Origin of the sequence: Puia dinghuensis (assembly GCF_014642875.1) — a bacterium.
Taxonomy (GTDB): domain Bacteria; phylum Bacteroidota; class Bacteroidia; order Chitinophagales; family Chitinophagaceae; genus Puia; species Puia dinghuensis.
This window is the reverse complement of record NZ_BMJC01000005.1, coordinates 105,169-132,045: the sequence shown is the minus strand read 5'-3', so window position 1 is coordinate 132,045 and position 26,877 is coordinate 105,169. Positions and strand designations below refer to the sequence as shown.

Annotated in this window: 21 protein-coding genes and 5 tRNA genes; 21 read left to right on the top strand and 5 right to left on the bottom strand. The window is 52.0% G+C overall.

The window, feature by feature from the left end; all coding sequences use genetic code 11:
• Positions 1-67 precede the first annotated feature (67 nt).
• From IEY39_RS22310 to IEY39_RS22300, 3 genes are read left to right on the top strand one after another with little or no spacing between them, the layout of a single operon-like run.
• Positions 68-1,363, top strand: a complete 1,296-nt coding sequence (locus tag IEY39_RS22310) for an aminotransferase class V-fold PLP-dependent enzyme (protein WP_188935868.1) — start codon at positions 68-70, stop codon at positions 1,361-1,363.
• An 8-nt stretch (positions 1,364-1,371) separates the two neighbouring features.
• Positions 1,372-2,694, top strand: a complete 1,323-nt coding sequence (locus IEY39_RS22305; protein WP_229689030.1) for an APC family permease — start codon at positions 1,372-1,374, stop codon at positions 2,692-2,694.
• Positions 2,695-2,717: 23 nt separating this feature from the next.
• Positions 2,718-4,208 carry a glycoside hydrolase family 125 protein gene (locus IEY39_RS22300; RefSeq protein WP_229689029.1) on the top strand — a complete coding sequence of 497 codons (1,491 nt, stop codon included), beginning with the start codon at positions 2,718-2,720 and terminating at the stop codon, positions 4,206-4,208.
• Positions 4,209-4,245: 37 nt separating this feature from the next.
• Here the strand turns inward: IEY39_RS22300 and IEY39_RS22295 are convergent, their stop codons facing one another.
• Both IEY39_RS22295 and tyrS read right to left on the bottom strand, forming a co-directional pair.
• Complete coding sequence (locus IEY39_RS22295; protein WP_188935864.1) at positions 4,246-5,148, bottom strand: Abi family protein; 903 nt, start codon at positions 5,146-5,148, stop codon at positions 4,246-4,248.
• A gap of 155 nt (positions 5,149-5,303) precedes the next feature.
• Complete coding sequence (tyrS, locus tag IEY39_RS22290) at positions 5,304-6,581, bottom strand: tyrosine--tRNA ligase (protein WP_188935862.1); 1,278 nt, start codon at positions 6,579-6,581, stop codon at positions 5,304-5,306.
• Positions 6,582-6,720: 139 nt separating this feature from the next.
• Here tyrS and IEY39_RS22285 point away from each other — a divergent pair, with 139 nt between their 5' ends.
• Positions 6,721-7,851, top strand: coding sequence for a putative type IX sorting system protein PorV2 (locus tag IEY39_RS22285; RefSeq protein ID WP_229689028.1), 1,131 nt, complete (start codon positions 6,721-6,723; stop codon positions 7,849-7,851).
• Between the two features lie 25 nt (positions 7,852-7,876).
• Positions 7,877-12,961 (top strand): putative type IX secretion system sortase PorU2, encoded by a 5,085-nt coding sequence (gene porU2 / locus IEY39_RS22280; RefSeq protein WP_188935860.1) that lies wholly within the window; start codon positions 7,877-7,879, stop codon positions 12,959-12,961.
• Between the two features lie 18 nt (positions 12,962-12,979).
• On the opposite strand, the gene IEY39_RS22275 is transcribed toward porU2, so the two are convergent.
• A complete protein-coding gene (locus tag IEY39_RS22275) occupies positions 12,980-14,143 on the bottom strand; it encodes a hypothetical protein (RefSeq protein ID WP_188935858.1) in 1,164 nt (387 codons plus the stop codon).
• Positions 14,106-14,702, bottom strand: coding sequence for a riboflavin synthase (locus IEY39_RS22270; protein WP_188935857.1), 597 nt, complete (start codon positions 14,700-14,702; stop codon positions 14,106-14,108). Before IEY39_RS22270 ends, IEY39_RS22275 begins: the two co-directional genes overlap by 38 nt.
• Positions 14,703-14,771: 69 nt before the next feature.
• On the opposite strand from IEY39_RS22270, the gene rpsU reads away from it, so the two are divergent.
• The 11 genes from rpsU to nusG all read left to right on the top strand — a co-directional run bounded on the left by rpsU (position 14,772) and on the right by nusG (position 19,471).
• On the top strand, positions 14,772-14,966 hold the full coding sequence (rpsU, locus tag IEY39_RS22265) for a 30S ribosomal protein S21 (RefSeq protein ID WP_188935855.1): 195 nt from the start codon (positions 14,772-14,774) through the stop codon (positions 14,964-14,966).
• Between the two features lie 110 nt (positions 14,967-15,076).
• Positions 15,077-15,967, top strand: a complete 891-nt coding sequence (locus tag IEY39_RS22260; RefSeq protein ID WP_188935853.1) for a tyrosine-type recombinase/integrase — start codon at positions 15,077-15,079, stop codon at positions 15,965-15,967.
• A gap of 258 nt (positions 15,968-16,225) precedes the next feature.
• Positions 16,226-16,525 carry an HPF/RaiA family ribosome-associated protein gene (locus IEY39_RS22255; protein ID WP_188935851.1) on the top strand — a complete coding sequence of 100 codons (300 nt, stop codon included), beginning with the start codon at positions 16,226-16,228 and terminating at the stop codon, positions 16,523-16,525.
• A gap of 202 nt (positions 16,526-16,727) precedes the next feature.
• Positions 16,728-16,800, top strand: a tRNA-Thr gene (locus IEY39_RS22250).
• Positions 16,801-16,834: 34 nt separating this feature from the next.
• Positions 16,835-16,917 (top strand) — tRNA-Tyr (locus tag IEY39_RS22245).
• 57 nt (positions 16,918-16,974) lie between these two features.
• A tRNA-Gly gene (locus IEY39_RS22240) sits at positions 16,975-17,047 on the top strand.
• Positions 17,048-17,073: 26 nt separating this feature from the next.
• Positions 17,074-17,145, top strand: a tRNA-Thr gene (locus IEY39_RS22235).
• A gap of 114 nt (positions 17,146-17,259) precedes the next feature.
• A complete protein-coding gene (gene tuf / locus IEY39_RS22230) occupies positions 17,260-18,447 on the top strand; it encodes an elongation factor Tu (RefSeq protein ID WP_188935849.1) in 1,188 nt (395 codons plus the stop codon).
• A gap of 86 nt (positions 18,448-18,533) precedes the next feature.
• A tRNA-Trp gene (locus IEY39_RS22225) sits at positions 18,534-18,604 on the top strand.
• Between the two features lie 58 nt (positions 18,605-18,662).
• Entirely contained in the window at positions 18,663-18,860 is a 198-nt protein-coding gene (gene secE, locus IEY39_RS22220; RefSeq protein WP_188935847.1) for a preprotein translocase subunit SecE, read from the top strand.
• Between the two features lie 23 nt (positions 18,861-18,883).
• A complete protein-coding gene (nusG, locus tag IEY39_RS22215; RefSeq protein ID WP_188935845.1) occupies positions 18,884-19,471 on the top strand; it encodes a transcription termination/antitermination protein NusG in 588 nt (195 codons plus the stop codon).
• A 71-nt stretch (positions 19,472-19,542) separates the two neighbouring features.
• Here nusG and IEY39_RS22210 read toward each other — a convergent pair whose 3' ends face one another.
• Positions 19,543-19,950, bottom strand: coding sequence for a histone (locus IEY39_RS22210; protein WP_188935843.1), 408 nt, complete (start codon positions 19,948-19,950; stop codon positions 19,543-19,545).
• 485 nt (positions 19,951-20,435) lie between these two features.
• Between IEY39_RS22210 and rplK the strand changes: the two genes are divergently transcribed.
• From rplK to rpoB, 5 genes are all read left to right on the top strand, one after another.
• Complete coding sequence (gene rplK / locus IEY39_RS22205; protein WP_188935840.1) at positions 20,436-20,885, top strand: 50S ribosomal protein L11; 450 nt, start codon at positions 20,436-20,438, stop codon at positions 20,883-20,885.
• A gap of 108 nt (positions 20,886-20,993) precedes the next feature.
• Positions 20,994-21,686, top strand: coding sequence for a 50S ribosomal protein L1 (rplA, locus tag IEY39_RS22200; protein WP_188935839.1), 693 nt, complete (start codon positions 20,994-20,996; stop codon positions 21,684-21,686).
• Positions 21,687-21,731: 45 nt separating this feature from the next.
• Positions 21,732-22,268 carry a 50S ribosomal protein L10 gene (gene rplJ / locus IEY39_RS22195; protein WP_188935837.1) on the top strand — a complete coding sequence of 179 codons (537 nt, stop codon included), beginning with the start codon at positions 21,732-21,734 and terminating at the stop codon, positions 22,266-22,268.
• Between the two features lie 139 nt (positions 22,269-22,407).
• Entirely contained in the window at positions 22,408-22,788 is a 381-nt protein-coding gene (gene rplL, locus IEY39_RS22190; protein WP_188935835.1) for a 50S ribosomal protein L7/L12, read from the top strand.
• Positions 22,789-23,007: 219 nt separating this feature from the next.
• On the top strand, positions 23,008-26,811 hold the full coding sequence (gene rpoB, locus IEY39_RS22185) for a DNA-directed RNA polymerase subunit beta (protein WP_188935833.1): 3,804 nt from the start codon (positions 23,008-23,010) through the stop codon (positions 26,809-26,811).
• Positions 26,812-26,877: the final 66 nt, after the last annotated feature.

Here is a 26,877-nt window from a genome sequence, read left to right as displayed (position 1 = left end):
GGCAAAGATAGTTTTTTCTTATCTTGTCCCGCCTGAGGCGGAGCCTAACCCGCCCTGCTACACAATTATGCCTGTTTACAATCGCCGGTCCTTCCTGGATGCGCTAGGAACCTTTTCTGCCACTGCCTTTCTGGCAACCCTTACCAAACCCGCCTGGAGCCGCAACCTGGATAAGGCGCTGATGCATGCAGAAAGCAGGACGCCCGAGGAACTGGCGGGAGATGAAGATTTCTGGTATTTTGTACAGCAGTCTTTTGCCACGAATGCTGAGATGATCAACCTCAACAATGGGGGTGTATCGCCCGCGCCGAAGGTGGTGCAGGAGGCCATGAAGCGGCTTGCCGATCTTTCCAACGAAGGGCCCAGCTACTATATGTGGCGGATAGTCGATCAGGCACGCGAACCGTTGCGCACCGACCTGGCACGCATTTCCGGCTGCTCTGCCGAAGAGATCGCCATTCACCGCAATGCTTCCGAGGCGCTGGAGACGGTGATCTTCGGCCTGGACCTCAAAGCCGGCGACGAGGTGGTAGTCTGCAAATACGATTACCCCAATTGCATGAATGCCTGGAAGCAGCGGGAGCAGCGCGAGGGCATCAAGCTTGTATGGGTAGAGCTTGCCTTACCGAGTGAAGACAACGATTATCTTGTCAGCCAATATACAAAGGCCTTTACCGCAAAGACGAAGGTGGTTCATGTCACGCACATGATGAATTGGAACGGCCAGATACTCCCGGTGCGGAGGATCGCGGACGCCGCCCACCAGCGGGGTATCGAGGTGATCGTTGACGGGGCGCACACTTTTGCTCAATTGGAATTCACCATTCCTGCCACGGGTGCGGATTATTTTGGCACCAGCCTGCACAAATGGCTGACAGCCGGCATCGGCACGGGGATGCTCTATGTCAGAAAAGACAAGATCGCCCCCTTGTATCCCTTGATGGCCGCACCCGACGCAAAGGCGAACGATATCCGGAAATTCGAGAACCTTGGCACGCGGCCCTTTTTTATCGAGGCGGCGATCGGGAAGGCGATCAATTTTTACGATATGATCGGGGCGGCAAGGAAAGAGCAGCGGCTCTTTTACCTGAAGAGTTATTGGATGAAGGCGGTGAAGGACATCCCCAAAGTAAAGTTCTATACCAGTATGAAACCGGGTTTCGGCTGCGCCATCGGGGTAGTCGGCATCGAAGGCAAGAAGCCGAGTGACCTGGACGATTATTTGTGGGGCCAATACCGGATACATTCTGTCCATATCGATTGGCAGGACGTCCATGGAGTGCGGATCACCCCCAACGTATATACCACCACCAAAGATCTCGACAAGCTGATCACTGCGATAGGGGAGTACGCGAAAGCATGAGCCAGGGAATGAAGCGGGAAATAAGTTTGTTGCAGGCTACCTCCATCAATATGATCGATATGGTGGGGATCGGGCCTTTTGTGATGTTCTCCCTGGTGATCCGCCTGGTAGGCAGCAACCTTTTCCTTTGGGCCTGGGTATTCGGCGCGGTAACGGCGCTGATCGACGGGATGATCTGGAGTGAGCTGGGTGCGGCATATCCCCTGGCGGGTGGCAGCTACAATTTTCTAAAGGAGGCTTACGGGAAGAAGGGCGGACCGCTGATGTCCTTTCTCTTCGTCTGGCAGACCTGTCTGCAATCAGCGCTGGTGGTAGCGTCGGCGGCGATAGGCTTTTCGCAATACTTCAACTACCTGATCCCCCTTACGTATTGGGAAGAAAAAGCGCTTTCCGGCCTGCTGGTGATCGTCATCACCGCCTTGTTATACCGGAATATCCGCACCATCGGGAAGATGGCGGTGTTCCTTTGGGCAGGGGTGATCATCATCCTGTTGTGGATCATCATAAGCGGTTTTACGCATCACCGGGTGGCCTATTCGCCGCTGCCGGAAAAAGGCGGGGCAATGTTCAACTGGTCGTTTATGCTCCTTCTGGGCCATGCGTCGGTGAAGACGATCTACAGTTTTCTCGGGTATTACAATGTTTGCCACCTGGGTGGGGAGATCCGCGATCCGGGCAAGAATATCCCCCGCAGTATCTTTATTTCGATCGTGTGTATCGGGGTGCTATACCTGGCGATGAATTTCAGCGTCGTCGGGGTCATCCCCTGGCAGGAGGCGATGCATTCGAAGTTCGCCATCAGCCTTTTTATGGAAAAGATGTATGGTACGCGGACGGCGCAGGTGGCGACGATGCTGGTGCTGTGGATCGCCTTTGCCTCGCTGTTTGCAGTGGTGCTTGGTTATTCGCGGGTTCCCTATGCCGCGGCGGCGGATGGAAATTTCTTTCCCTGGTTTGCCCGGTTGCATCCGCGTAAGGATTTCCCTTATGTGTCACTGCTGTTTGTGGGGGGACTCGGTTTTGTGTGCAGCCTGCTGCTGAGATTGGAAGATGCGATAAATGCGATATTGGCCATGCGTATCCTGGTGCAATTTGTCGCGCAGGCGATTGGGGTGGTGCTGTTGCGGCGACGAAAGGGAACGGAAGGTCTGCCTTTCCGGATGTGGCTTTATCCGTTGCCGGTGATATTGTCTATCTCCATATGGCTTTTCGTCTGGTTCTCCACCGGGCTGGCCGCGCTGCTGGGGCTGCTTTTGATGGGTTTCGGGACGGTGGTATTTTTTGTGGCGCGGGATACGTGGCTCGCGGGTGCTAAAAAGAAAATAACGTAGTTTCGGCGGAAAGTTTGTTCCATATGATGAAACGCAGAAGATTTCTTCAACAAAGTATGCTTGCTTCGGCGGGAGTGATGATGGCCCGGAAAGGAATGGCGATGGGAGCCGCGGCCGTGGATTCGGCGGCGGTTAACACCGATTTCCCGGTGGTGCGGGTGGCGGAGGCGCAGCGGAAATTCAAGAGCCAGACGATAGAAAAGGTGATTCATGAGGTGCGGACGACAGTCGGCAATAAAGAGGTCGGCTGGCTTTTCGAGAACTGTTTTCCCAATACGCTGGATACGACGGTAGATTTCGGGGTGCCGGATGGCAAGCCCGATACGTATGTCATCACGGGCGACATCGATGCGATGTGGCTTCGCGACAGCAGCACGCAGGTGTGGCCTTATCTCCCGCTTTGCAAGCAGGACAAGGACTTGCAGCAGCTGATCCGTGGGGTTATCCGCCGCCAGGTGAAGTGTATCCTGCTCGACCCGTATGCCAACGCTTTTTATAAGGATTCGACGAGGGTGAGCGAGTGGAAGGCTACCGACCTGACGGATATGAAGCCGGGCATCCACGAACGGAAGTGGGAGATCGACAGTCTTTGTTATCCCATTCGTTTGGCACATGGTTACTGGGCGGCGACGGGCGATCTTTCGCCCTTCGATGCGGATTGGGCTGCCGCGATGGGCAGGATCGTGCAGACCTTCAAGGAACAGCAGCGGAAAGAGGGTGTGGGTCCCTATACCTTCCAGCGAAAGAGCCAGTTTGCGACGGACAGCATTCCGATGAAAGGGTATGGGTATCCGACGAAGAAGGTGGGGCTTATCCATTCGATGTTCAGGCCGAGTGATGACGCGACGATCTATCCTTTCCTGATCCCTTCCAACTGGTTTGCGGTGAATAGCCTTACGGATATGCGTACGTTGTTCCGGGAGATCGGGATGCATGGGAAGCCGGCGGATGATGCGGCCTATAAGTTGATAGAAGAGGTGAGCACTGCGCTCACCGAACATGCGATAGTGACACATCCGGTGTTCGGGGAGGTGTTTGCGTATGAAGCGGATGGGTTCGGCAATCACACGTTTATGGATGATGCCAATGTTCCCAGCCTGTTGGGATTACCTTATCTTCAGTCAAGTCATTTTACGGGTCCGTTGTCGGTAATTCATCCCGAGCAGCGGGGCTATACCGTTTACCAGAATACGCGCCGGATGCTGCTTAGCGAATCAAACCCGTTCTTCTTCAAAGGCAAGGCCGGGGAAGGGATCGGGGGGCCGCATGTGGGCACGGAGATGATCTGGCCGCTGAGCATTATCATCCGCGGCCTGACGAGCCATGATTCGCAGGAGATGGCGCATTGCCTGAAGATGCTGCAGCAGAGTCATGCGGGGACGGGCTTTATGCATGAGTCCTTCCATAAGGATGATGCGGCGAATTTCACGCGCAAGTGGTTTGCCTGGGCCAATACTCTTTTTGGGGAGTTTGTGCTTAAACTATATCATGAGAAGCCGGCGTTGCTGAGTTAGGCGGCGGCTGCGGGGGCTGGCGGCGGATTGGCGGGACTTAATTCCACAATGGTTCCAGCTGCCACTGTGTGTTAAAGCCGAGTGCCATCAAGTCAATGCTCGGATATTTGTCAAACAAGTGAGCAAGTTTTACTTTATAATGATGACCGGGACTGACCACATCCAGCAGGTATTTCATACAGCAGGCATGAATGTATAGCTTATGGTGTTCGGTTACAGGTGGTACGTATCCAATCCAGGGCGCAGGTGGTTTGGGTAAGAGATTGGGTTTAATAGTCAGATGTTTATTCCATAAGCGCCCATGATGAGCGCAGATATTCCTGATTTGGGATATCGACTGTAACCAACTATGCAAGTAAGTATGATTGACTGTTTTCAGCTCAGATGCAATTATATCTTTGGATGCGACATTAGGTTTAAGGTTTCCGTATAGTCGTGAAAGGCTTCCAAAGGTTGCGATTTCCAGGGTTTTAATGCAGGGTGGGAACCGGAGATCGTCTGCATGTTTTTTCTTGTGTTCCTTGATAAAAGTGTCCTTGGATCTTTCTAATTCTTCTTCCAGACTGGCCAAGGTCACAATCAACTGCCTGGTGTTGGAAAATATTTCCGTTTTTTGAAACCACCAGAATCCGTGCTCATACGACAGATGATTGATCATTCGAGTTCGGAGTCCAATTTCAATCCTTTCAATAACATCAAACAGCAAAATCCGGAGCTCCCTATCGAAATTGTATAGTGCAATGACATCGTCGAATTTGCTGTTGGGCTTAAAAATGTGATTTATTTTATCGGATTGCATGGGCCACCAATAACCTGCCAGGCGATAGTAGCTGATATTGGAAAGAAAATGCTCTGCACTGCCGTCATCCTGAATCGACAGACCTCTATCTTTTAATTGCTGAATTTGCTGAGCTATGGTGGTGACGGGCTTGGAGTACATTTTCGGGAGGGTATAGCGAATTCATATGGGTTAAAAGCAAAAGACGCACCCTGGGACGCTGTTCTTATGGGTAGCGTGGTGCGTACTGTTAGTGTGAAGGTAAGGAATAAAAATAATTAGGGCAAAATAAAATTGGTTGGGGGTGGAGCGGGTGGTTAGGCGGCGGTGACGAGATAGTAATTCTTCTTTCCCTTTTGGACCAGGATATATTTGTTATGAAGGAGGTGTGATGCATCGACCATGTGGCTGATGTTGTCTATCTTTTTCCGGTTGATGCTGATGCCGCCGCCCTGGATGAGTTTGCGCGCTTCACCCTTGGAGGGGGCGATGCCGGTCTCGGCGAGGAAGCTGACGACATCGATGCCAGCGGCTACTTTGCCGGCGGCGAAATCGAAGCGGGTGACGCCATCCAGGGATTGGAGGTCTTCTTCACTGAGGGATTCGGCGGTCGCCGACTGGTTGGCGAACATTTTTTCGGTGTCGGCCAACGCCTTCTTATATCCTTCTTCGCCGTGGACAAAGCTGGTGACATGTTGGGCCAGCGTTTTTTGCAGCAGCCGGTCCTGGGGCCGGGCGGCATGGTCGCGGGTGAGCGCTTCGATCTCCGAAGCCGGAAGGAAGGTGAAGATCTTTATCCATTTTTCGGCGTCGATATCGGTTGCGTTGAGCCAGAACTGGTAGAACTGGTAGGGGGTGGTTTTTTGAGGGTCGAGCCAGACATTGCCTTTCTCTGTCTTGCCAAACTTCCCGCCGTCGGCCTTTGTCAACAGGGGACAGGTGAAGGCAAAGGCTTCGCCGCCGCCTATGCGGCGGATAAGTTCGGTACCCGTGGTGATATTACCCCACTGGTCGCTGCCGCCCATTTGCATCTTACAGCCCTTATGGGTGTATAGCCAGTAGAAGTCAAAGCCCTGTACCAGTTGGTAGGAGAATTCGGTGAAGCTCATGCCATTTTCGCCTTCCAGCCGCTTCTTTACGCTGTCTTTGGCAGACATATAATTTACTGTAATATGTTTGCCGACATCCCGGATGAAGTCGAGGAAGCGCATGTTCTTGAACCAGTCATAGTTGTTGACCATTTCGGCCTTATTGGGGAGGGCTGGGTTGAAGTCGAGGAATTTTTCGAGCTGGTTTTTTATACAGGAAAGATTGTGGTTGAGGGTCTCTTCGCTGAGCAGGTTTCGTTCTTCGCTTTTTCCGCTGGGGTCGCCGACCATGCCGGTGGCGCCGCCGACGAGTGCAAATGGCTTATGCCCAGCCTTTTGCAGGTGTACGAGCAGCAGGATGGGCACCAGAGAGCCGATGTGGAGGCTATCGGAGGTAGGGTCGAAGCCAATGTATGCGGAGGTCATTTCTTTTGCCAGCTGTTCTTCCGTCCCCGGCATGATGTCCTGGAGCATGCCGCGCCATTTAAGTTCTGCTATGAGGTTCATAATTTTCGCAAAAGTAAAGGATTCCTTGCAGTTTGTGTTGGGGGATGTCAATGGTACAATATTGTGATTAAAGGGACGTTATATCCAGATGATCCGCACCGTTGAAGGCTATGAGTATAAATACCTTAACCGTTGGCTTATGTTGAAAAGAATGCGGGGTAGTACCCTCTGCTCCATTTTACTGATGATTGCGGGTTTATTGGTTCATTCGTCTGCGTATACCCAATTCACAAAATATTCCAATGAGTTTTTAAATATCGGCGCCGGGGCCCGGGGGCTTGCCATGGCCAGCGCCCAGGTGGCTTCGGTTTCGGATGCAACTGCGGGCTATTGGAACCCGGCTGCGCTGACCTATATCCGGGACAATCCCCAGCTGAGCCTGATGCACGCCGAATATTATGCGGGGGTGGGCAAGTATGATTTTGCGAGCCTGGCCCTGCCCCTGAAGGACAATAAACGAACCCTGGGGCTTACGTTGCTGCGGTTTGCGGTGGACGATATCCCCAACACGATATTTCTTGTGCAGCCGGATGGGACGGTGAATTTTGACAATATCTCCACCTTTTCTTCGGCCGACTATGCCTTTATCCTTTCGCTGGCGCAGCGGGAGAAGGTGTGGGGGGACAAGCAGATAAATTTTGGCGTCAACGCCAAGATCATCCACCGGCAGGCGGGGAGTTTTGCCAGCGCCTGGGGTTTTGGGTTTGACGCGGCGACACAGATAACGGGTAATCGCTGGAAGGTGGGGATCGTCGCCAAGGATATAACGACAACCTTCAATGCCTGGTCGTTTACGCTTGACCAGGCTATCAGAGAGGTGTTCTACGAGACGCAGAACGAGATACCCGGGAAATCGATAGAGTTGACCGCTCCCCAGCTGCTGGTGGGCGGTTCGTATAATTTCCGGGTGGGAAGGAAGCTGAACCTGCTGGCGGAAGCCGATCTGGATGTGACGTTTGACGGCAGGCGCAATACGCTGATCAGCAGCAACCCGGTGAGCATCGATCCGCGTGCGGGCCTGGAGCTTTCCTTCAGGGATGTATTTTTTGTAAGAGGCGGGATCAATAATTTCCAGCAGGTGCTGGACGACCGGGATACACTTAATCACAAGAAGATATGGATATATCAGCCCAGTGTAGGCGCCGGTTTTAAGGTAGGAGATGTACAGATAGATTATGCCTTCGTCAATCTGGCGAACCAATCGTATCCGTTGTATACCCATGTTTTTTCACTTCGGATCGACCTTCGGAGGAAGGAGAAGAAAAGGTGATAAAGCGGGATAAACCCTAAAAGGTATGAAAAGATTATTTACTTTTTGTTTCTTGTTGGTGCTGACATTGGGTGCTGCCGCCCAGGCCTACAATAACGAGTGGATCGATTTCAGCAAGACCTACTATAAGTTCAAGGTCGGCAGTAACGGTGTCTACCGCATCCCCCAGTCCACGTTGGCGAGCGCGGGGCTTGGCAGTATACCGGCGGAGCAATTCCAGCTCTTCCGGAATGGCCAGGAGGTGCCGATCTATGTAACCAATGGAAGCGGGGTGATGGGGGGCAGCGATTATATCGAATTCTGGGGGCTGATGAACGACGGGGTGCCTGACCAGCGGTTGTACCGTAATCCTGCCTATCAGCATACGACCAAGTGGAGCCTGGAATCGGATACGGCGGTGTACTTTCTCACCTATACTACGACGAGTACTCCTCTTCGCATCGTGAACACCCCCAACAATGTTTCCGGCAGCAGCCTGCCCGTGGAGCCGTATTTCATATATACTGCTGCGGCGGATTATCACGTGACAATGAACCCGGGGTTTGCGCAGGTGGTAGGCGAGTATATCTATTCCTCTTCCTATGATATTGGTGAATTCTGGTCGTACGGCCCCGCCAGTCCGGGGGCACCCATCAGCGATGCGTTTGGAAACCTTTTTGTGTATAGCGGGGGGCCGGCAGCCAGCGTCAAAGTGGGCATGGTGGGTACGGCGGACAACCCGAGAACAGTGCAACTGGCCGTAAGTGGGAATGTGGTGCTTGACACGACGATGAACAGTTTCAATGACCTGCTGACCACCCGCCCTGTTCCGTTGAGCCTGATGAGCGGAAGTACTGTTCCGTTTGCTTTTATCGATAATTCTACGGTGGGTACGGACAGGATGATGGCATCCGTAATTGAATTTACGTATCCGCGGCAGTTCAATTTCGGCGGCCAGTCGACCTTTGCCTTTCAGTTGCCGGCAAGGTCGGCGGGTTACCTGTTGAATATCACCAATTTTTCGATATCCGGCAGCGCGACCCCCGTGCTTTATGATCTTACCAACGGATTGCGGTATACGGCGGTGCTCAACGGCAGTACGCTTGAATTCGCGCTAAACGGTTCTTCGACGAACACGAACCTGGTGCTGGTGAACGAGGACCCATCGATCGTGAAGACGGTGACGGGGCTGACTTCCAAGACCTTTGTCAACTTTGCCAATCCCGCCAACCAGGGGAATTATATTATTATCAGCAACCCGGTGTTGTATACCGGAAGCAGCGGCAACAACCCGGTGGTGGATTACAAGAATTACCGGAGCAGTTCTGCGGGGGGTAGCTTCAACGCGCAGGTATATGATATCAACGAGCTGCAGGATCAGTTTGCTTTTGGTATCAAGAAGCACCCGCTGTCCATTCAGAATTTCCTGCGGTATGCCCGGGCCAACTGGGCGGCCAAGCCGCAATATGTGCTGTTGATCGGGCATGGATTGATGTATACGGATTACTACCACTACAGCGAGGCCCTGCACCAGCCGCTGGCCGATCAACTGAACCTGGTGCCTACCTTTGGTTATCCGGGTTCGGATAACAAGCTAAGCGCCGACAATGGCGTCGACGCGACGCCGGTGACCCCGATAGGCCGCTTGTCGGTGGTGTCGGGTCCGGAAATAGAGATCTACCTGAGCAAGCTGAAGGAATATGAGCAGGCGCAGGCAACGTCACCCAATACGGTCGACGGCCGGTTGTGGATGAAGAACGCACTGCATCTGACGGGGGTGAGCGAGCCCTACCTGGGCACCATCATTTGTAACTATATGGGTTATTACCGGCAACTGATCGCCGACACCTTGTATGGCGCCAATACCTATATGTTGTGTGATGGAAATGCTTCCGCGGTGGCCCAGGTACCGAGTGGCTTTATCAGCACCTTGTTCAACGAAGGGTTTAGCATCCTGAACTATTTCGGGCACTCTTCCAATTCCGTATTGAGCTATGACCTGGACAACCCCCTTGTGTATAACAACCCGGGCAAGTATCCCGTATTCTATCTCAACGGGTGTGACGCCGGGAATTTCTTTGTATATGGTTCGCAGCGGATGAGCTCGACAAATACCATTTCGGAGAACTATACGTTGGCGCCGGAGCGCGGGTCGATAGCCGTTGTGGCTGCGACGAGCTTTGGTATCGTCAACTACCTGAACATCCTGCTGAACGCGCAGTATATCCTCATGGACGGGCAGGATTATGGGAAATCGATCGGGATCCTGGAAAAGGATGCGTTGACCCAGATGGTCAATGCCGTGCCGGGTGATTTCTTCGCCAGGCAGCACGCAGAGCAGATGGATATTGGCGGGGACCCTGCGCTTCGGCTGAATACGTCGAACCTGCCGGATTATGATATCGAGATCCCACAGATATTTATAAGCCCCACGCTTGTGACGGTGGCGAACAATTCGTTCACCGTCAAGGCAAGGTTTTATAATCTTGGCAAGGCGGTAGGGGATTCAATATCGGTATTGTTCACGCGGAAATATCCGAATGGCACCAGCACGGTGCTGTTGAAGAAGAAGATACCCGGGATCAGGTATAGCGATTCGGTGACCATCAATGTCCCCATTGTGGCGACCCGTGACAAGGGGCAGAACTATATTACGGTGACCGTCAATTCCGACAACACCGTAACGGAGGTGACGACGGCCAATAACAGCGTCACGGCGCCGGTGTTCATCTACGACAACAGCGCGACGCCGGCGTATCCGTACAATTATGCGATCATCAATACGAATACGCAACATTTGTTCGCTTCGACGGCCGACCCCTTTGTTACCACGAGCCAATACGCCATGCAGTTGGATACGACCACGTTGTTCAATTCTCCTCTGCTGGTGACGAGGACCGCTACTTCGTCGGGCGGACTGCTCGAGTTCGACCCGGGCATCAGCTTCATGGATAGCGTGGTATATTACTGGCGGGTATCCAGGGTGCCGACTACTTCCGGCGACAGCTACAACTGGAACGGAGCTTCGTTTGTGTATATCGACCCGGCGAGCAGCAGCACCGGTGAGAACATGTCCCATTTCTATCAGCATACTCAATCGACCCTGGCCGGGCTTGTGGGTGATACCACCGGCCGGCAGTTCAAGTTCGACCAGCTGACCAATACTTTGTCGGTGAAGTGCGGGGTATATCCTGAGGCAGACCAGGTGGCCCAGGACATCTCGGTGCTTATCAACGGCAACAATAACAATACCCAGAGTGTGTGCGGAGCGGGAGAAGTGATCTTTACCGTGATCGACAAGAATACTTTCCATCCCTGGTATAATGCGCTTACCGGTACGCCTGGGAGATATGGAAGCTTGTCGCCTTGCGGATCGAGCCGGGAGTACCAGTTTATGTACAATATCCTCGATACTGCTCAACGCAGAGGGGTAGTGCGGCTGATGGATGCGATACCCAACGGGGACTATGTGGTGGTGAATAATTGTAGCGGCGATTATCAGGCGTCGAACACCTATGCGAGTGACTGGAAAGGCGATACTTCCTATCTCGGATCGGGCAATTCGATGTACCAGCGACTGTTTGCGCAGGGGTTCGCCAATATCGATTCCTTTAACCGGCCAAGGGCGTTCATCTTTATTTACCAGAAGAATAACGCGGCGAATTTCGCTCCCAGGTCTACATTCAGCCAGGGGGTGTCGGATCATATTTCTTTGCAGGCCACTACCTATACACCGGATACGCTTGGAGTGATGCTTTCGCCGCAGCTGGGTCCGGCCAAGAAGTGGAGAATGTTGCACTGGCGGGGCTACAGCGAGGAGGCGCCGTCCACGGATTCCATCCAGGTGCAGGTGTTGGGGGTAGATACTTCGGGTAATGTTTCGGCGCCGTTGTTCTCCCTGAGTACGGCGAGCCAGGATGTAGATATTTCGAGTATCAGCGCCACCAAGTATCCCTGGCTGCAGCTGAGGCTTGCTACCAGCGACACGATAAACGCTTCGCCGTATCAGCTGAAGTACTGGCGGCTCAACTATGACCCGGTGCCCGAGGGAGCGCTTGCACCGAACCTCTTCCTGCAATCCCAGGATACCGTAGCCCTGGGCCAGACGGTGAATTTCGGGATTGCCTTCAAGAACGTGAGTCCGACGCCGTTTGACAGCATTCAGGTGAAGGCGGTGATCACGGATAGGACCAATACGCCTCATACGATCGTGTTGCCGAAAACGAAGCCGCTGGTGAGCGGGGATACGGTGAAAGTGGTGTTCCCTATCAACACCAAGAGTCTGAGCGGGAGCAATACGCTCTATATGGACTTCAATCCCAACTTTGCACAGCCGGAGCAATACCTGTTCAATAACTTCCTGTACAAGAGCATCTATGTGAATGGGGATGCCCGGGGTCCGCAGCTGGATGTCACTTTCGACAATGTGCATATCCTCAATGAGGATATTGTTTCGGCGAAGCCGCATATCCAGATAAGGCTGAAAAGCCAGTCGCAGTATATCCTGCTTACCGACACGTCATTGGTGAACGTACAGGTGCAATATCCCGACGGATCGCTTCACAAGTATAATTTTTCCAATGACACGTTGCGGTTCACGCCGGCGACGAACGGAACGAACAATACGGCTACTGTGGACTTCCTCCCCGCTTTCCTGAAACAGATAAACCCCAATGGGGATGTGTACACGCTGATCGTTTCGGGGAAGGATATGTTGGGCAACCAGGCGGGTCTCACGCCTTACCGGGTGAGCTTCAAGATCATTTCGAAGCCGATGATCTCGAACATGCTGAACTATCCCAATCCGTTTACTACTTCCACGGCCTTTGTGTTTACGATCACGGGCAGTGAGGTTCCGCAGAATATCAAGATACAGATACTTACCATTACCGGGAAGGTGGTGCGGGAGATAACGAAGGAAGAGCTTGGGCCGTTGCATGTGGGGCGGAACATCACCGAGTTCAAGTGGAATGGGACGGATATGTATGGGCAGCGGCTAGCGAATGGGGTGTATCTCTACCATGTGGTGACCAACCTGAACGGGAAGGGGTTGTCCAAGTATACTGCCGCGGGTGACAATACGGATAAGTTCTTTAACAACGGATATGGGAAGATGTATCTCATGAAATAGTTAACTGGTGGACCGGGATTAGCGGGATGACTGGGGCTTCCGGGCATAGATGCGGGCGCCTAGCAGGATGAGGAAGGGGGAGATGCTGAGGAAGAAGCGATTGGACCAGTCGTCACAGGTGAAGACGACGGTTAGCCAGGTGATGAGGACCGGTGTTGCGAGGTAGAAGAAGGGCAGGAGTCCATTGCGCCGCCAGGATGGGATAGCCATTAGTGCCAGGATCGAGATAGGACAGAAATAAGCGATGAGGTAAAGGTTGTGGGGAAGACTGTAGTAGCTTCTGTACATGCCCCAGAACGAGAGCGTCTTTAGTCCTGCGAGGCGGAAGAAACGGCCGGGATGATGGTAGAGCCAGGTGATGAGGGCAGACAGCTGGTTGCCTGAGCTGACTGCCGGGGTGATCGTTGTGGGGGTCAGCAGGGTGGGGACGCCGCAGATGATATGTTCCTGGCGGAAGGGGCGGGTAAAATCCAGTTCGCCGCCGCTGTTCATGGCCAGATCGATCACATATACTAGTACCAGTGCGGCGACCGATGCCGTGATGAGCTTTGTTGCGGTGGACTTTTTTGCGAGGACGAAGCCAAATACATAGATGCCCGCCAGGGGCCAGTAGAGCAGGCCGGTGGGTCTTAGCAGCGACAGGAAGATCAGCCCAAAAATCAGCGTTATGATGAACCGGCCCGACCAGGCGGTTTGCCGGATGAGCCGGCAGACGAGCAGCAGACTGAGGCTTTGAAAGAGCGATTCGGTCTGCAGGAAGGTGTTGAATGCCTGGTAGGGGAAGCTTAGGATGAGCAGGGAGGTGGCGATGAGGGCAGCGCCGGGGGATCTGAGCAACTGGAGGGCGGTCTTGTGAAAATAGAGTGTTGCGGCCAGGGCGAAGCCGCCTTGGATGGCCACTATCCAGGCGAAACTCAGGTGGAATTTAAGGCACGCGGAGATGAGTAGGATGATGACCGAATAGAAGACGAAGTTGGGAGTTTCGAAATGGTGTGTGCCTGTCAATACCTGTGCCTGCCAGATGTATTTTGCGGCTTCGCCGGTGGTGACGATGCCATTCTTGAGCAGGAAGAGGCCGTTGACCAGGAGCCAGCCTATAACGATGCCTGCGGTGGCCGCCGGACTGCTGGTTCTGCCCGGGGGGTTAACGGCGCGCGTGGGTGTCGAGATTTCGGTGGACATACTTGCCGATCATATCGAATTCGAGGTTGACGATGCTGCCGGGGACGATCGACTGCATGTTGGTGTGTTCGAAGGTATATGGGATGATAGCGACGTCGAATTTCGACTTTTTTACGTTGAAGATGGTGAGGCTGATGCCGTTGAGGCTGATGGAGCCTTTTTCGATGATAAGGTGGCTGTATTTTTTGGGGGATTCGAAGCGGAACTCCCAGCTTCCGTTCTGGTCCTGGCGGTTGATGCAGACGGCGGTGGTGTCGACGTGGCCCTGGACGATGTGGCCGTCGAGGCGGCCGTTGAGGACCATACAGCGTTCGAGATTGACGAGGTGGCCGGGTTGCCAGGTGTCGAGGTTTGTTTTTTCGAGGGTTTCTTCGATGGCGGTGACGCGATGGCGGCCTTCGATGATCTCTTCGACGGTGAGGCAGGCGCCGTTGTGGGAGATGCTTTGGTCGACCTTTAGTTCGGGAGAAATGGAAGATTCTATCCAGAAGATCTTATTGGAGCCGAGGGTTTCGATGGAGTGGACTTTGCCGAGCGATTCGATGATTCCGGTGAACATAGTGGGCAAATTTAGGTTTTTCGGAAGATTTTTTTATCTTTGCCATCCCAAAGGAGGTATATAAAAATTATGCTGATCATCGATTCCAAAGATTGCGAAAACATTGACAAAGCGCTTAAGAAGTACAAGAAGAAGTTCGAGAAAGCGAAAGTATTGGTACAACTGCGTGAGCGCCAGTCGTATACGAAGCCGTCCGTGCGCCGGCGCGAAGTAGTGTTGAAGGCGGTCTACAAGCAACAGATTGCCAGCGGCAAGCTTGATTAAAAGTAGTACTCTACATATTTTTCTTCGAGGCTGTCCGAGTCTATATGACTCGACAGCCTTTTTTTTGGGCTGTCGAGGGGGACAGCCTTTTTTGTTTGTAATTTAGTGAGATGGAGGCTATTATATCCCCTTTCATTGACTATCTGAAGTTTGAGAAGCGCTATTCGGCGCATACTATCCGGTCGTATCGGGATGACCTGGAGGGGTTTTTTGTCTTTCTGCGGGATGAGTTTGGGGAGATGGGGTTGAGGGAGATTACGCCGGCGGTGGTGCGGACCTGGTTGGCGGCGTTGAAGGATGGGGGGCTTTCTTCCCGATCGGTGAACCGGAAGATCTCTTCGCTGCGCAGCTTTTACAAATACCAGCTTCGGGTGGGGGCGGTGGAGGTGTCGCCGATGGGGGCGATCGTGGGTCCGCGTCAAAATAAGCGCTTGCCGGTTTTTGTGGAGGAGGGGGATATTGCGCAGCTTTTTGCCGGTATACAGTTTCCGGATGATTGGGAGGGGTGGACGGACCGGTTGTTGCTGGCGATACTTTATCATACGGGAATGCGACTCAGTGAGTTGGTGAATTTGCGGGAGCGGCAGGCGGATACGGGCAACAGGACGATAAAGGTTTTGGGTAAAGGGAATAAGGAGCGGGTGATACCGGTGAGTCCGGTGTTGATGGCGATGATCGAGGAATATAAGCACTTGAAGCGGGTGGAGCTGGAGGCGCCGGATGTGGAGTTTCTGCTGGTGGGGCGAAAGGGGAAGAAATTGTATGCCAAATATGTGTATCGGGTGGTGCATGCCTATCTGGCGCAGGTGACGACGATAGATCAGAAGAGTCCGCATGTGTTGCGGCATACGTTTGCTACTCATTTGATGAATGCGGGAGCAGAGCTCAATTCGGTGAAGGAGTTGTTAGGGCATGCGAGTCTGGCGGCGACGCAGGTTTACACGCACAATACGATCGAAAAATTGAAGGATATCTATAAGAAAGCGCATCCTAAAGCGTAGGGGAGTGCACGGCGGGAAACGTAGAGCGGATGCGGTGTGAAGTGGCGGGATGGGGTACTAAATTTTAGCGTAGCGTGATAGTTAAAATGTAGAGTTGACGACTGTTAAAAATGCTGCGTTTTGTTTGGAAATCCCCTTTCGAAAGATTAACTTCATTGTCTACTGTAATGCGGCTTCAGGTACCGCGAAATACAGAACCTTATCCTGCGGCAGAAGTAGTTCTTTCATTTATTGTTCACTGATTAAAATTTGGGATGTATGAACGTAAACATTCAAACTGTGCACTTCGATGCAGACGGTAAGTTAGTTGAGTATGTAAACAAAAAAATGTCCAAATTAAACACGTTTTATGACAGGATCATCAAAGTAGACGTTTTCCTCAAATTAGACAATGTGGTTCACAACATCAAGGACAAGATCGCGGAGATCAGGGTCCATGTTCCCAAACACCAATTTTTCGTGAAATGTTCCTCTAAATCATTTGAAGAGTCCTTTGACAGCGCGTTTGAGTCGCTGGTTAATCAGGTAAAAAAGAAAAAAGAAAAGCAGATTGCGTAAACCGGATGGATTTCCGGCGCAGAAATATAAGTAAGGCCCCCGTTAGGGGGCCTTTTTTTGTTTATGGGTGCTATTGGGGGGCGGTGGAAAGGAATAAGTTAAAAAAAGGGGTTGAAAATTTTTGAAGTTGATGATTTTACCTACCTTTGCCTTCCCAAAAAAAGCAGTAGATCAGTGTGATAAGAGGTGGGGTGAGTTACCAGCCAGAGTAGCTCAGTTGGTAGAGCAGCTGATTTGTAATCAGCTGGTCGGGGGTTCGAGTCCCTTCTCTGGCTCATGGGAGGTGCGACCTCCCGAGTGTTGATAGCCGGGCAAGTAGCCAAGTGGCCAACGGCAACAGACTGTAAATCTGTCCTCTTCGGAGTTCGGTGGTTCGAATCCATCCTTGCCCACACGGTAAAGTGAAGTAGAGCAAAGTGGAGTAAAGTATTGTGCAGTAATGTTAAACTGCGGAAGTAGCTCAGTTGGTAGAGCGACAGCCTTCCAAGCTGTAGGTCGCGGGTTCGAACCTCGTCTTCCGCTCAACGTGAGGCCGTTTTGAGTGAACCGCCGTTGTAGCTCAGGGGTAGAGCACTTCCTTGGTAAGGAAGAGGTCGTGAGTTCAATTCTCATCAACGGCTCAAGTTTTTGGATTATAGATGATGAATCAACAGGTTTCGTCGCCTTGAAGGGGGTGGGGGACCTGCTAAAATTTTAAATTGCAACTTTAAACACAACTTTAAAAACAGATAACAATGTCAAAAGAGACCTTCAAGAGGGACAAACCCCACGTTAATGTTGGTACGATTGGTCACGTTGACCATGGTAAGACCACTTTGACTGCTGCCATTACCACCATCCTTTCTTCGAGAGGTTTGGCGGAGGCAAAAAAATATGACGAGATCGACGCTGCGCCGGAAGAGAAGGAGCGGGGTATCACTATTAATACAGCACACGTTGAATATGCGACAGCTAACCGTCACTATGCTCACGTGGACTGTCCCGGTCACGCTGACTATGTAAAAAATATGATCACCGGTGCTGCTCAGATGGATGGCGCTATCCTGGTAGTTGCTGCCACTGATGGTCCGATGCCCCAGACGAAGGAGCATATCCTGCTTGCGCGTCAGGTAGGTGTTCCCCGTATCGTGGTATTCATGAACAAGGTTGACCTTGTTGATGACCCCGAGCTGCTGGAACTGGTAGAGATGGAGATCCGCGAGCTGCTGTCTACCTATGGTTTTGACGGCGACAATACGCCGATCATCCAGGGTAGTGCTACCGGCGCCCTTGCTGGTGAAGACAAGTGGGTAAAGAAGATCGACGAGCTGATGGCAGCCGTTGACAGCTATATTCCCCTGCCTCCCCGTCCTGTCGATCAGCCTTTCCTGATGTCTGTCGAAGACGTATTCTCCATCACGGGTCGTGGTACTGTTGCTACGGGTCGTATCGAGCGTGGCCGCATCAAGGTTGGTGAGGCTATCGAGATCGTAGGTCTGCAGGACGCTCCGTTGAGCTCTACTGTAACCGGTGTTGAAATGTTCCGCAAGCTGCTGGATCAGGGTGAAGCTGGTGACAACGCAGGTCTGCTGCTCCGTGGTATTGAAAAGACCCAGATCCGCCGTGGTATGGTACTTTGCAAACCCGGCTCGATCACTCCGCACACCGAGTTCAAGGGTGAGGTTTATGTACTGAGCAAGGAAGAAGGCGGTCGTCATACTCCGTTCTTCAACAAGTATCGTCCCCAGTTCTATTTCCGTACTACGGACGTAACCGGTGAGGTTACCCTACCGACCGGTACCGAGATGGTGATGCCTGGTGACAACACTTCCCTGCATGTTGTGCTGATCCAGCCGATTGCGATGGAAAAGGGTCTGAAATTCGCTATCCGCGAAGGCGGCCGTACGGTTGGTGCAGGTCAGGTGACTGAGATTCTGAAGTAAAAGATGCGGATCAAAATCTGCAGATTTTTTATATCTTTGTGATTAATAAGAGCTGTTCCGACTATTCGGAATAGCTCTTAGCTTCTACGGGTATAGTATAACGGTAGTACAGAGGTCTCCAAAACCTTCAGTCTGGGTTCGAATCCTAGTACCCGTGCGATGGTCGGGGCTGTGGCGGCCGATGAGGCTGAGCGGACCGGCGAAAATTGAAAAACATGAACAAAATCACGACCTATTTCAGGGAGTCGTACAGGGAGTTGCTGGAAAAAGTGACCTGGCCTTCCTGGTCGCAATTGCAGCAATCGACAGTGATCGTGCTGGTGGCTATTTTGCTGACCACCCTGGTTGTCTGGATCATGGATATGATCTCGAGCAGCATTCTGCATTTTGTCTATTCTTTATTCGGCTCCTAGGTAGCGTGGATAAAACTCTACATATGACGGAAACAGTCAATCAACAACAGGAAACAAAGACCCAGCCGGAAACCAAATGGTATGTTCTGCGGGTCGTAAGCGGGAAAGAGCGCAAGGTGAAGGAATACCTTGATAAGGAGATCTCCCGTGGCGGGTGGAGCGAAATTGTGAAGCAGGTGTTCCTGCCCGTTGAGAAGGTTTATAAGGTTCAGAACGGTAAAAAAGTTATGCGTGAGCGTAACTATTACCCGGGTTATGTAATGGTGGAAGTGACGGAAGGGAAGCTGGGTGATGATCTGAAAGAGGTGATCAAGAATACGAATAGTGTCATTCATTTCCTTGGAAAGGAGAATCCGATCGCGTTGCGTAAGGCGGAGGTGAACAAGATGCTTGGGAAGATGGATGAGATGGCGGAGTCGGGCAGCATGAGCATGAGCGAGCCGTTCATCATCGGTGAGACGATAAAGATCATCGAAGGGCCGTTCAATGATTTCAATGGGATCATCGAAGAGGTGAATGATGAGAAGAAGAAACTGAAAGTGACGGTGAAGATCTTCGGCCGGAGTACACCGGTAGAACTGAATTATATGCAGGTGGAGAAGATCTCGTAATGGATCGCTTCGCCTGAAAAAGAAAAAACCTTCCATTGCTGGAAGGTTTTTTTGTGCTGGTAGCTTATTAATTAATTGCCATTGTCATTGTCGAAATCGAAATGAGGCGCGGGAGATTCTTCAAACGGAGTTGAAGTGGGTTCCGGCATTGGCGCTGGCATAGAAGTCACTACGGGTTTTGGAGCCGGTTTTTTCTTTGCAGGTTTTTTGGGAGTTGATTTTTTCGGAGCAGGTTTCGCAGCAGCTTTTTTCGGAGCAGCTTTTTTCTTCGGAGCAGCTTTTTTCGCAGCTTTTTTGGGAGCAGCTTTTTTCACTGCTTTTTTGGCGGCCTTTTTCGCGGCTTTTTTAGGAGCAGCTTTTTTCTTCGCCACTTTCTTTTTCGCAGCCTTTTTAGGAGCCGCTTTTTTTACTGCTTTTTTCACAGTTTTTTTGGCTGCCTTTTTGGGCGCTTTTTTGGCCGCTTTTTTAGACTTTGCCATAGTTTGTTGAGCGTTTTAAGTTGTTAGTAAGAATTGTAATGGATTAATAGTGCAAAAGTTAGGTAGAAAATTCGAATTATAAAAAAATGAGGCGGAAATTTCTTTATAAAAGCTTCGCACCGAAGTGGATAACCGAGAGCGCTTGCGGTGGTTCGGGTGAGGGAAGGCGAGAGGTGGGGTGTGGTTGGGGGTTGGGAACTGGGTTTGGTTGAGGGAGGTGAGGCTGCGTTAGGGGGTGAAGCGGATAGCCCGCAGCGAAGTGAGGACTATGAGCGGAACACCCGACCCGCCGCCCCGGCCTTGGCCAGACTTTGTGGGCGGGGCGGCGGGGAAAGCCCGGAGATTTTTTGGGATTTTTGTTCCTTTTTGTGGGGATTTTACTTAACTTTGCGTCCCCAAATAGAAGTTCTTATTAAGATTATTGGTTTGGGAGTTCGCCGGTCCTTAGCGGGATGCAGGGGACGTTAACACCAAAAACAAGTAACATGGCAAAAGAGATTTCCGGTTATGTCAAGTTGCAGGTGAAAGGCGGTCAAGCCAATCCTGCACCTCCCATTGGTCCGGCATTGGGTTCTAAAGGCGTGAATATCATGGAGTTCTGCAAGCAGTTCAATGCCAGGACCCAGGATAAGATGGGAAAAGTCCTCCCCGTTGTCCTCACGGTTTACACGGACAAATCATTCGAATTCATTATTAAGACTCCCCCTGCAGCCGTTCAGCTGTTGGAACTCGCCAAGCTGCACAGCGGTTCGAAGGAGCCTAATCGTAACAAAGTTGGAAAAGTTACCTGGACGCAGGTAGAAGCGATCGCGAAGGACAAAATGCCCGACCTGAACTGCTTCACTGTCGAAAGTGCGATGCGTATGGTTGCCGGTACGGCCCGTAGCATGGGTATCACTGTCGAGGGTACTGCCCCGTTTCCTGTTAAATCCTAACTAGCGGACCGGAGGACCGCTGGCCGAAAGGCCAATCATTAACGGTGCAGAGGGGATGGGTTATTTTGCGAAACAAGCCAGACCCGACGCACACAAAAACATTGCGATATGGCTATTACTAAAAAAAGAAAAGCAGCCGCTGCGAAGGTTGATAAGAATAAATTTTATACGCTGAAGGAGGCTTCCACGCTGGTGAAGGAGGTGAATACCACTAAGTTCGACGCTTCCGTCGATCTGCATGTCCGCCTGGGTGTGGACCCGAAGAAAGCCGATCAGTCCATCCGTGGAACGGTTAACCTGCCGCATGGCACGGGTAAGACCAAACGGGTATTGGTGCTTTGCACCCCTGATAAAGAGGCCGACGCCAAGGCAGCAGGGGCCGATTTTGTTGGCCTGGATGAGTTTATCCAGAAGATCGAAGGCGGATGGGTGGATGTGGATGTTATCATCGCCACGCCCTCTGTCATGCCGAAGATCGGTAAACTGGGTAAGGTTTTGGGTCCCCGTAACCTGATGCCCAACCCCAAGACGGGGACGGTGACCAATGATGTCGCTGCCGCCGTAAATGAGGTAAAAGGCGGTAAGATCGCCTTTAAGGTGGACAAGGCAGGGATCATCCATGCTTCGATCGGCCGGGTAAGTTTCTCCCCGGACAAGCTGGTCGCGAACAGCCAGGAGCTGATCAACGCGATCATCAAGGCCAAGCCGGCTACCGCCAAGGGAACGTACGTAAAGAGCGTGTTCATGGCGAGCTCGATGAGTCCCGGTATTGCATTGGACGCTAAAGCATTCATCCAATAATTGATTAATGGGGCCTCGCTTTAGGTGGTCCGCAAAGAAAAAGTTATGAACAAAGATCAAAAAAATGAAGTCATTGAGCTGTTGAAAGACAAGTTCAATCAATATAACAACTTCTACGTCACCAACACGGAGTCGCTGACGGTAGAACAGGTTGGCAAGCTGCGCCGCATCTGCTTCGACAAGAAGGTGGAGATGAAGGTGGCTAAGAATACGCTGATCAAGAAGGCGCTGGAATCGATCGACAGCACCCGCTTTACGGGGGTGTATGAGTCCCTGAACGGCGTTACTGCCCTGCTGTTCTCCGAGAATGCGAAGGAGCCGGCGATGATCATTTCTGCGTTTCGTAAGGATGCCAACACGGAGAAGCCCGTGCTGAAGGCGGCCTTTATCGACGGGGATGTGTTCGAGGGTGACGATCAGCTGAAGGCGCTGACTACGCTGAAGAGCAAGCACGATCTCATCGGCGAGATCATCGGGTTGTTGCAGTCGCCGGCGAAGAATGTTATCAGCGGCCTGAATGCGGGTGCGAAGCTGGCAGGGTTGATCAAGGCGCTGGAAGATCGCGCTGGGGCAGCGAATTAAGAATTGTTGGGGGCCGGGAGGTTCCTACCAAGATAAAGCCCAGGTTTCGGGGGCTGTTGACCGGAACGGAACAAATTTTTTTAAACTCTCCGCCGGAGCGACGTAAACAAAGCAGTGAAGGCGGAAAAAATTTACAATTATGGCAGATTTAAAAGCATTTGCAGAGCAGCTGGTTGGGCTGACTGTAAAAGAAGTAAATGAATTAGCAAAGATCCTGAAAGAAGAGTATGGTATCGAGCCTGCGGCTGCTGCTGTAGCGGTTGCTGCTGGTCCTGCTGCTGGTGGTGGCGCCGCTGCTGTTGAAGAAAAGACTTCCTTCAACGTGATCCTGAAAGCCGCTGGCCCCAACAAGCTGAACGTTGTGAAGGTTGTTAAGGACCTGACCGGCCTCGGTCTGAAGGAAGCCAAGGACCTGGTTGATGGCGCTCCCAAGCCCGTCAAGGAAGGTATCAGCAAGGCTGACGCTGAAGCACTTGTTGCGAAGCTGAAGGAGACCGGTGCTGAAGTTGAGATGCAGTAATCTTTGCGATAACCGAACGGTTTGTAGCCCCGACGCCAGTCGGGGTTATTTTTTTGTCGGGAACTGAAAAAGTGCTATTTTTGCGGTCCGTTTCCCGTAGCTAAGTTACTCATTGATAATCTATTACGCATGTAAGTAGATGATAGTCAATGAGTTGGATTTATTGTTTAGACAGGCGAGCTGGACGTTCGAAACATTAAAAAACCGGTTTTTACATATATGTCTTCAACAAAATTGCAAAACAGGGTCAACTTTGGTAAAATCAAGCATCTTGCCGAAACTCCTGACCTTCTGGAAGTGCAGATCCAATCTTTCAAAGAATTTTTCCAGTTAGAGACCACGCCGGACAAACGCAATATCGAAGGTTTGTTCAAGGTTTTCAAAGAGAATTTCCCGATCACTGATACGCGGAACATTTTCATGCTGGAATTTTTGGATTACTTCATCGATCCGCCCCGTTACACTATCGAAGAGTGTATGGAACGTGGTCTGACGTATGCGGTTCCGCTGAAGGCGAAGTTGCGTTTGAGTTGTAACGATGAGGAACATGTGGACTTCCAGACGATAGTCCAGGATGTGTTCCTTGGTAACATTCCTTATATGACGCCGCGCGGGACGTTCGTCATCAACGGCGCTGAGCGTGTCGTCGTCTCCCAGCTGCATCGCAGCCCCGGTGTATTCTTTGGCCAGTCGATCCACCCGAACGGCACGAAGATCTATTCTGCCCGCGTGATCCCCTTCAAGGGCGCGTGGATGGAATTTGCAACAGACATCAACAATGTGATGTATGCGTATATCGACCGGAAAAAGAAATTCCCGGTTACGACGCTGTTGCGGAGCATCGGTTATGAGACCGACAAGGATATCCTCGAACTGTTCGGCATGGCCGACGAGGTTAAAGTAGATAAAAAATCACTCCAGAAATACCTTGGCAAGAAGCTTGCCGCCCGTGTGTTGCGCACCTGGGTGGAAGACTTTGTCGATGAGGATACGGGTGAGGTTGTGTCCATCGAGCGTAACGAGATCGTGCTCGAGCGGGATACGATACTCGATGATGAAGCCATAGAGATGGTAGTGGACATGGAGGTGAAGAGCATCTTTATCCAGAAGGAGGATGTCGGCGGTGACTACGCAATCATCTACAACACGCTTAATAAAGATACTTCCAACTCTGAACTGGAAGCCGTCCAGCATATCTACCGCCAGCTGCGCGGTGCTGACGCTCCGGATGACGAGACTGCACGGGGTATTATCGATAAATTATTCTTTAGCGACAAGCGCTATGATCTTGGCGAAGTAGGCCGGTATAAGATCAACCGCAAGCTGAACCTGAACCAGCCGCTGGATCAGAAGACGCTGACGAAGGAAGACATGATCGAGATCATCAAGTATCTCGTTCGGTTGACCAACGCCAAGGCCGAGATCGACGATATCGACCACCTGAGCAATCGCCGGGTGCGTACGGTAGGTGAACAATTATATGCGCAGTTTGGCGTGGGCCTGGCGCGTATGGCGCGTACCATCAGGGAACGGATGAACGTCCGTGACAATGAGGTGTTCACTCCGGTGGATCTGATCAATGCGCGGACATTGTCTTCGGTTATCAATTCCTTCTTTGGGACGTCGCAGCTGTCACAATTCCTGGACCAGACCAATCCGCTGAGTGAGATCACGCATAAGCGTCGTATCTCCGCACTCGGACCTGGTGGTCTGTCCCGTGAGCGGGCGGGCTTCGAAGTTCGTGACGTGCATTACTCTCACTATGGCCGGCTTTGTACGATCGAGACGCCGGAAGGACCGAATATCGGATTGATCTCGACGCTTTGTGTTCATGCGAAGATCAATGAGATGGGCTTTATCGAGACGCCTTATCGTAAGGTGTCGGATGGTAAGGTCGATCTGAAGAAGCTGACGTACCTGAGCGCCGAAGAGGAAGATATAGCGAAGATCGCACAGGCGAACATAGCCTTGGATGAAAAGGGGAATTTCGTTGAAGATAAGATCGTTTCCCGGCAAACGGGTGACTTCCCCATCCTCGACAAGCACGAGGTGGAATTCATGGACGTTGCGCCCAACCAGATCGTGGGTCTGAGTGCTTCGTTGATCCCCTTCCTGGAGCATGATGACGCCAACCGTGCGCTGATGGGATCGAACATGCAACGGCAGGCAGTGCCGCTGATCCGTCCTGAGATGCCGATAGTCGGTACCGGGCTGGAAGCAAAGGCTGCCCGCGATGCACGGATACAGATACATGCCGAAGGCGACGGGGTAGTAGAATTCGTGGATGCCAACGAGATCCATGTTCGCTACGACCGCAGCGAAGGGCAGAAGCTCGTCTCCTTCGAGGAAGACCTGAAAGTATATAGACTCACGAAATTCATCAAGACCAACCAGGAGACTTGTATCAACCTGAAGCCGGCAGTAAAGAAGGGCCAGAAGGTGAAAGAGGGCGACTTCCTCACCGAAGGTTATGCCGTTCAGGATGGTGAGCTGGCGCTGGGGCGTAACCTGAAAGTGGCGTTCATGCCCTGGAAGGGTTACAACTTCGAGGACGCGATCGTGATCAGCGAGAAGGTGGTGAAGGAAGACCTGTTTACTTCCGTTCATATTTCCGAATACGAATTGGAAGTTCGGGATACGAAATTGGGCGAAGAAGAGCTGACGCCCGATATTCCCAACGTTTCTGAAGAAGCTACGAAGGACCTGGACGAGAACGGGATCATCCGGGTGGGCGCCCAGATCAAGGAAGGCGACATCCTCATCGGTAAGATCACGCCGAAGGGCGAGAGCGATCCGACCCCGGAAGAGAAGCTGTTGCGCGCGATCTTCGGCGACAAGGCCGGTGATGCGAAGGATGCTTCTTTGAAGGCTCCGAGTGGAACGGAAGGCGTGGTTATCTCCAAGAAGCTGTTCCAACGCGCCAAGAAAGATAAGAATGCGAAGGTGCGCGAGAAGGCTGCGCTTGAAAAGATCGAGAAGGTGCACGAGAAGAATACGGCTGATCTGATGGAGGTGTTGCTCAGCAAGCTGACGGTGCTGCTGAAAGAGCATGTATCTGCCGGTGTCAACAACAACTTCGGCGAGGTGCAGATCGGCAAGGGCGCGAAGTTCACCGCTAAGAATTTGAGTGGCATCGATTATTTGAACGTGAACCCCCTGGGTTGGACGGGTGATGCGAAGACCGACGATTCGATCAATATTCTGTTGCACAACTACAGCATCAAATACAACGAGGAACTGGGCCGTTACAAGCGGGAGAAGTTCAATATCTCGATCGGTGATGAGTTGCCCGCAGGTGTATTGAAGCTGGCGAAGGTTTACCTGGCCGTTAAGCGTAAGCTGAAGGTAGGGGATAAGATGGCCGGCCGGCACGGTAACAAGGGTATCGTTGCGAAGATCGTAAGAGCTGAGGATATGCCGTTCCTGTCGGATGGGACGCCGGTGGACGTAGTGCTGAACCCGCTGGGTGTACCTTCGCGTATGAACCTGGGTCAGATCTATGAGACAGTGCTTGGCTGGGCCGGCGAGAAGCTGGGGGTGAAATTTGCCACGCCGATATTCGATGGAGCGACGGTGGAAGAAATTGCCGAGCATATCGAGAGGGCGGGTCTGCCGAGTTTTGGTCACACCTATCTGTATGATGGGGAGACCGGTGAGCGGTTTGACCAGAAGGCGACGGTGGGGATCATCTATATCATTAAGCTGCACCACATGGTTGACGATAAGATGCACGCCCGGAGCATCGGGCCGTATAGTCTTATCACTCAGCAGCCGTTGGGTGGTAAGGCGCAGTTCGGTGGCCAGCGGTTTGGTGAGATGGAAGTGTGGGCGCTGGAAGCCTATGGTGCGTCGAATATCCTGCAGGAATTGCTGACCCTCAAGTCGGATGATATCATCGGTCGTGCGAAGACCTATGAGTCGATCGTGAAGGGGGATAATATTCCGAGGGCGGGTATTCCTGAGTCCTTCAACGTGCTTGTGCATGAGTTGAGGGGATTGGGTCTGGATCTGAAGTTCGATTAATCCTATTTATGTATATAAAAGGAAAGCCACCCTTGCGGGTGGCTTTTTTTGTGGAAAGGATCGTTT

Coding starts and splice junctions, on each gene's coding strand:
- IEY39_RS22310 (WP_188935868.1), top strand. CDS start 68: ATGCCTGTTTACAATCGCCGGTCCTTCCTGGATGCGCTAGGAACCTTT.
- IEY39_RS22305 (WP_229689030.1), top strand. CDS start 1,372: ATGAAGCGGGAAATAAGTTTGTTGCAGGCTACCTCCATCAATATGATC.
- IEY39_RS22300 (WP_229689029.1), top strand. CDS start 2,718: ATGATGAAACGCAGAAGATTTCTTCAACAAAGTATGCTTGCTTCGGCG.
- IEY39_RS22295 (WP_188935864.1), bottom strand. CDS start 5,148: ATGTACTCCAAGCCCGTCACCACCATAGCTCAGCAAATTCAGCAATTA.
- tyrS (WP_188935862.1), bottom strand. CDS start 6,581: ATGAACCTCATAGCAGAACTTAAATGGCGCGGCATGCTCCAGGACATC.
- IEY39_RS22285 (WP_229689028.1), top strand. CDS start 6,721: ATGTTGAAAAGAATGCGGGGTAGTACCCTCTGCTCCATTTTACTGATG.
- porU2 (WP_188935860.1), top strand. CDS start 7,877: ATGAAAAGATTATTTACTTTTTGTTTCTTGTTGGTGCTGACATTGGGT.
- IEY39_RS22275 (WP_188935858.1), bottom strand. CDS start 14,143: ATGTCCACCGAAATCTCGACACCCACGCGCGCCGTTAACCCCCCGGGC.
- IEY39_RS22270 (WP_188935857.1), bottom strand. CDS start 14,702: ATGTTCACCGGAATCATCGAATCGCTCGGCAAAGTCCACTCCATCGAA.
- rpsU (WP_188935855.1), top strand. CDS start 14,772: ATGCTGATCATCGATTCCAAAGATTGCGAAAACATTGACAAAGCGCTT.
- IEY39_RS22260 (WP_188935853.1), top strand. CDS start 15,077: ATGGAGGCTATTATATCCCCTTTCATTGACTATCTGAAGTTTGAGAAG.
- IEY39_RS22255 (WP_188935851.1), top strand. CDS start 16,226: ATGAACGTAAACATTCAAACTGTGCACTTCGATGCAGACGGTAAGTTA.
- tuf (WP_188935849.1), top strand. CDS start 17,260: ATGTCAAAAGAGACCTTCAAGAGGGACAAACCCCACGTTAATGTTGGT.
- secE (WP_188935847.1), top strand. CDS start 18,663: ATGAACAAAATCACGACCTATTTCAGGGAGTCGTACAGGGAGTTGCTG.
- nusG (WP_188935845.1), top strand. CDS start 18,884: ATGACGGAAACAGTCAATCAACAACAGGAAACAAAGACCCAGCCGGAA.
- IEY39_RS22210 (WP_188935843.1), bottom strand. CDS start 19,950: ATGGCAAAGTCTAAAAAAGCGGCCAAAAAAGCGCCCAAAAAGGCAGCC.
- rplK (WP_188935840.1), top strand. CDS start 20,436: ATGGCAAAAGAGATTTCCGGTTATGTCAAGTTGCAGGTGAAAGGCGGT.
- rplA (WP_188935839.1), top strand. CDS start 20,994: ATGGCTATTACTAAAAAAAGAAAAGCAGCCGCTGCGAAGGTTGATAAG.
- rplJ (WP_188935837.1), top strand. CDS start 21,732: ATGAACAAAGATCAAAAAAATGAAGTCATTGAGCTGTTGAAAGACAAG.
- rplL (WP_188935835.1), top strand. CDS start 22,408: ATGGCAGATTTAAAAGCATTTGCAGAGCAGCTGGTTGGGCTGACTGTA.
- rpoB (WP_188935833.1), top strand. CDS start 23,008: ATGTCTTCAACAAAATTGCAAAACAGGGTCAACTTTGGTAAAATCAAG.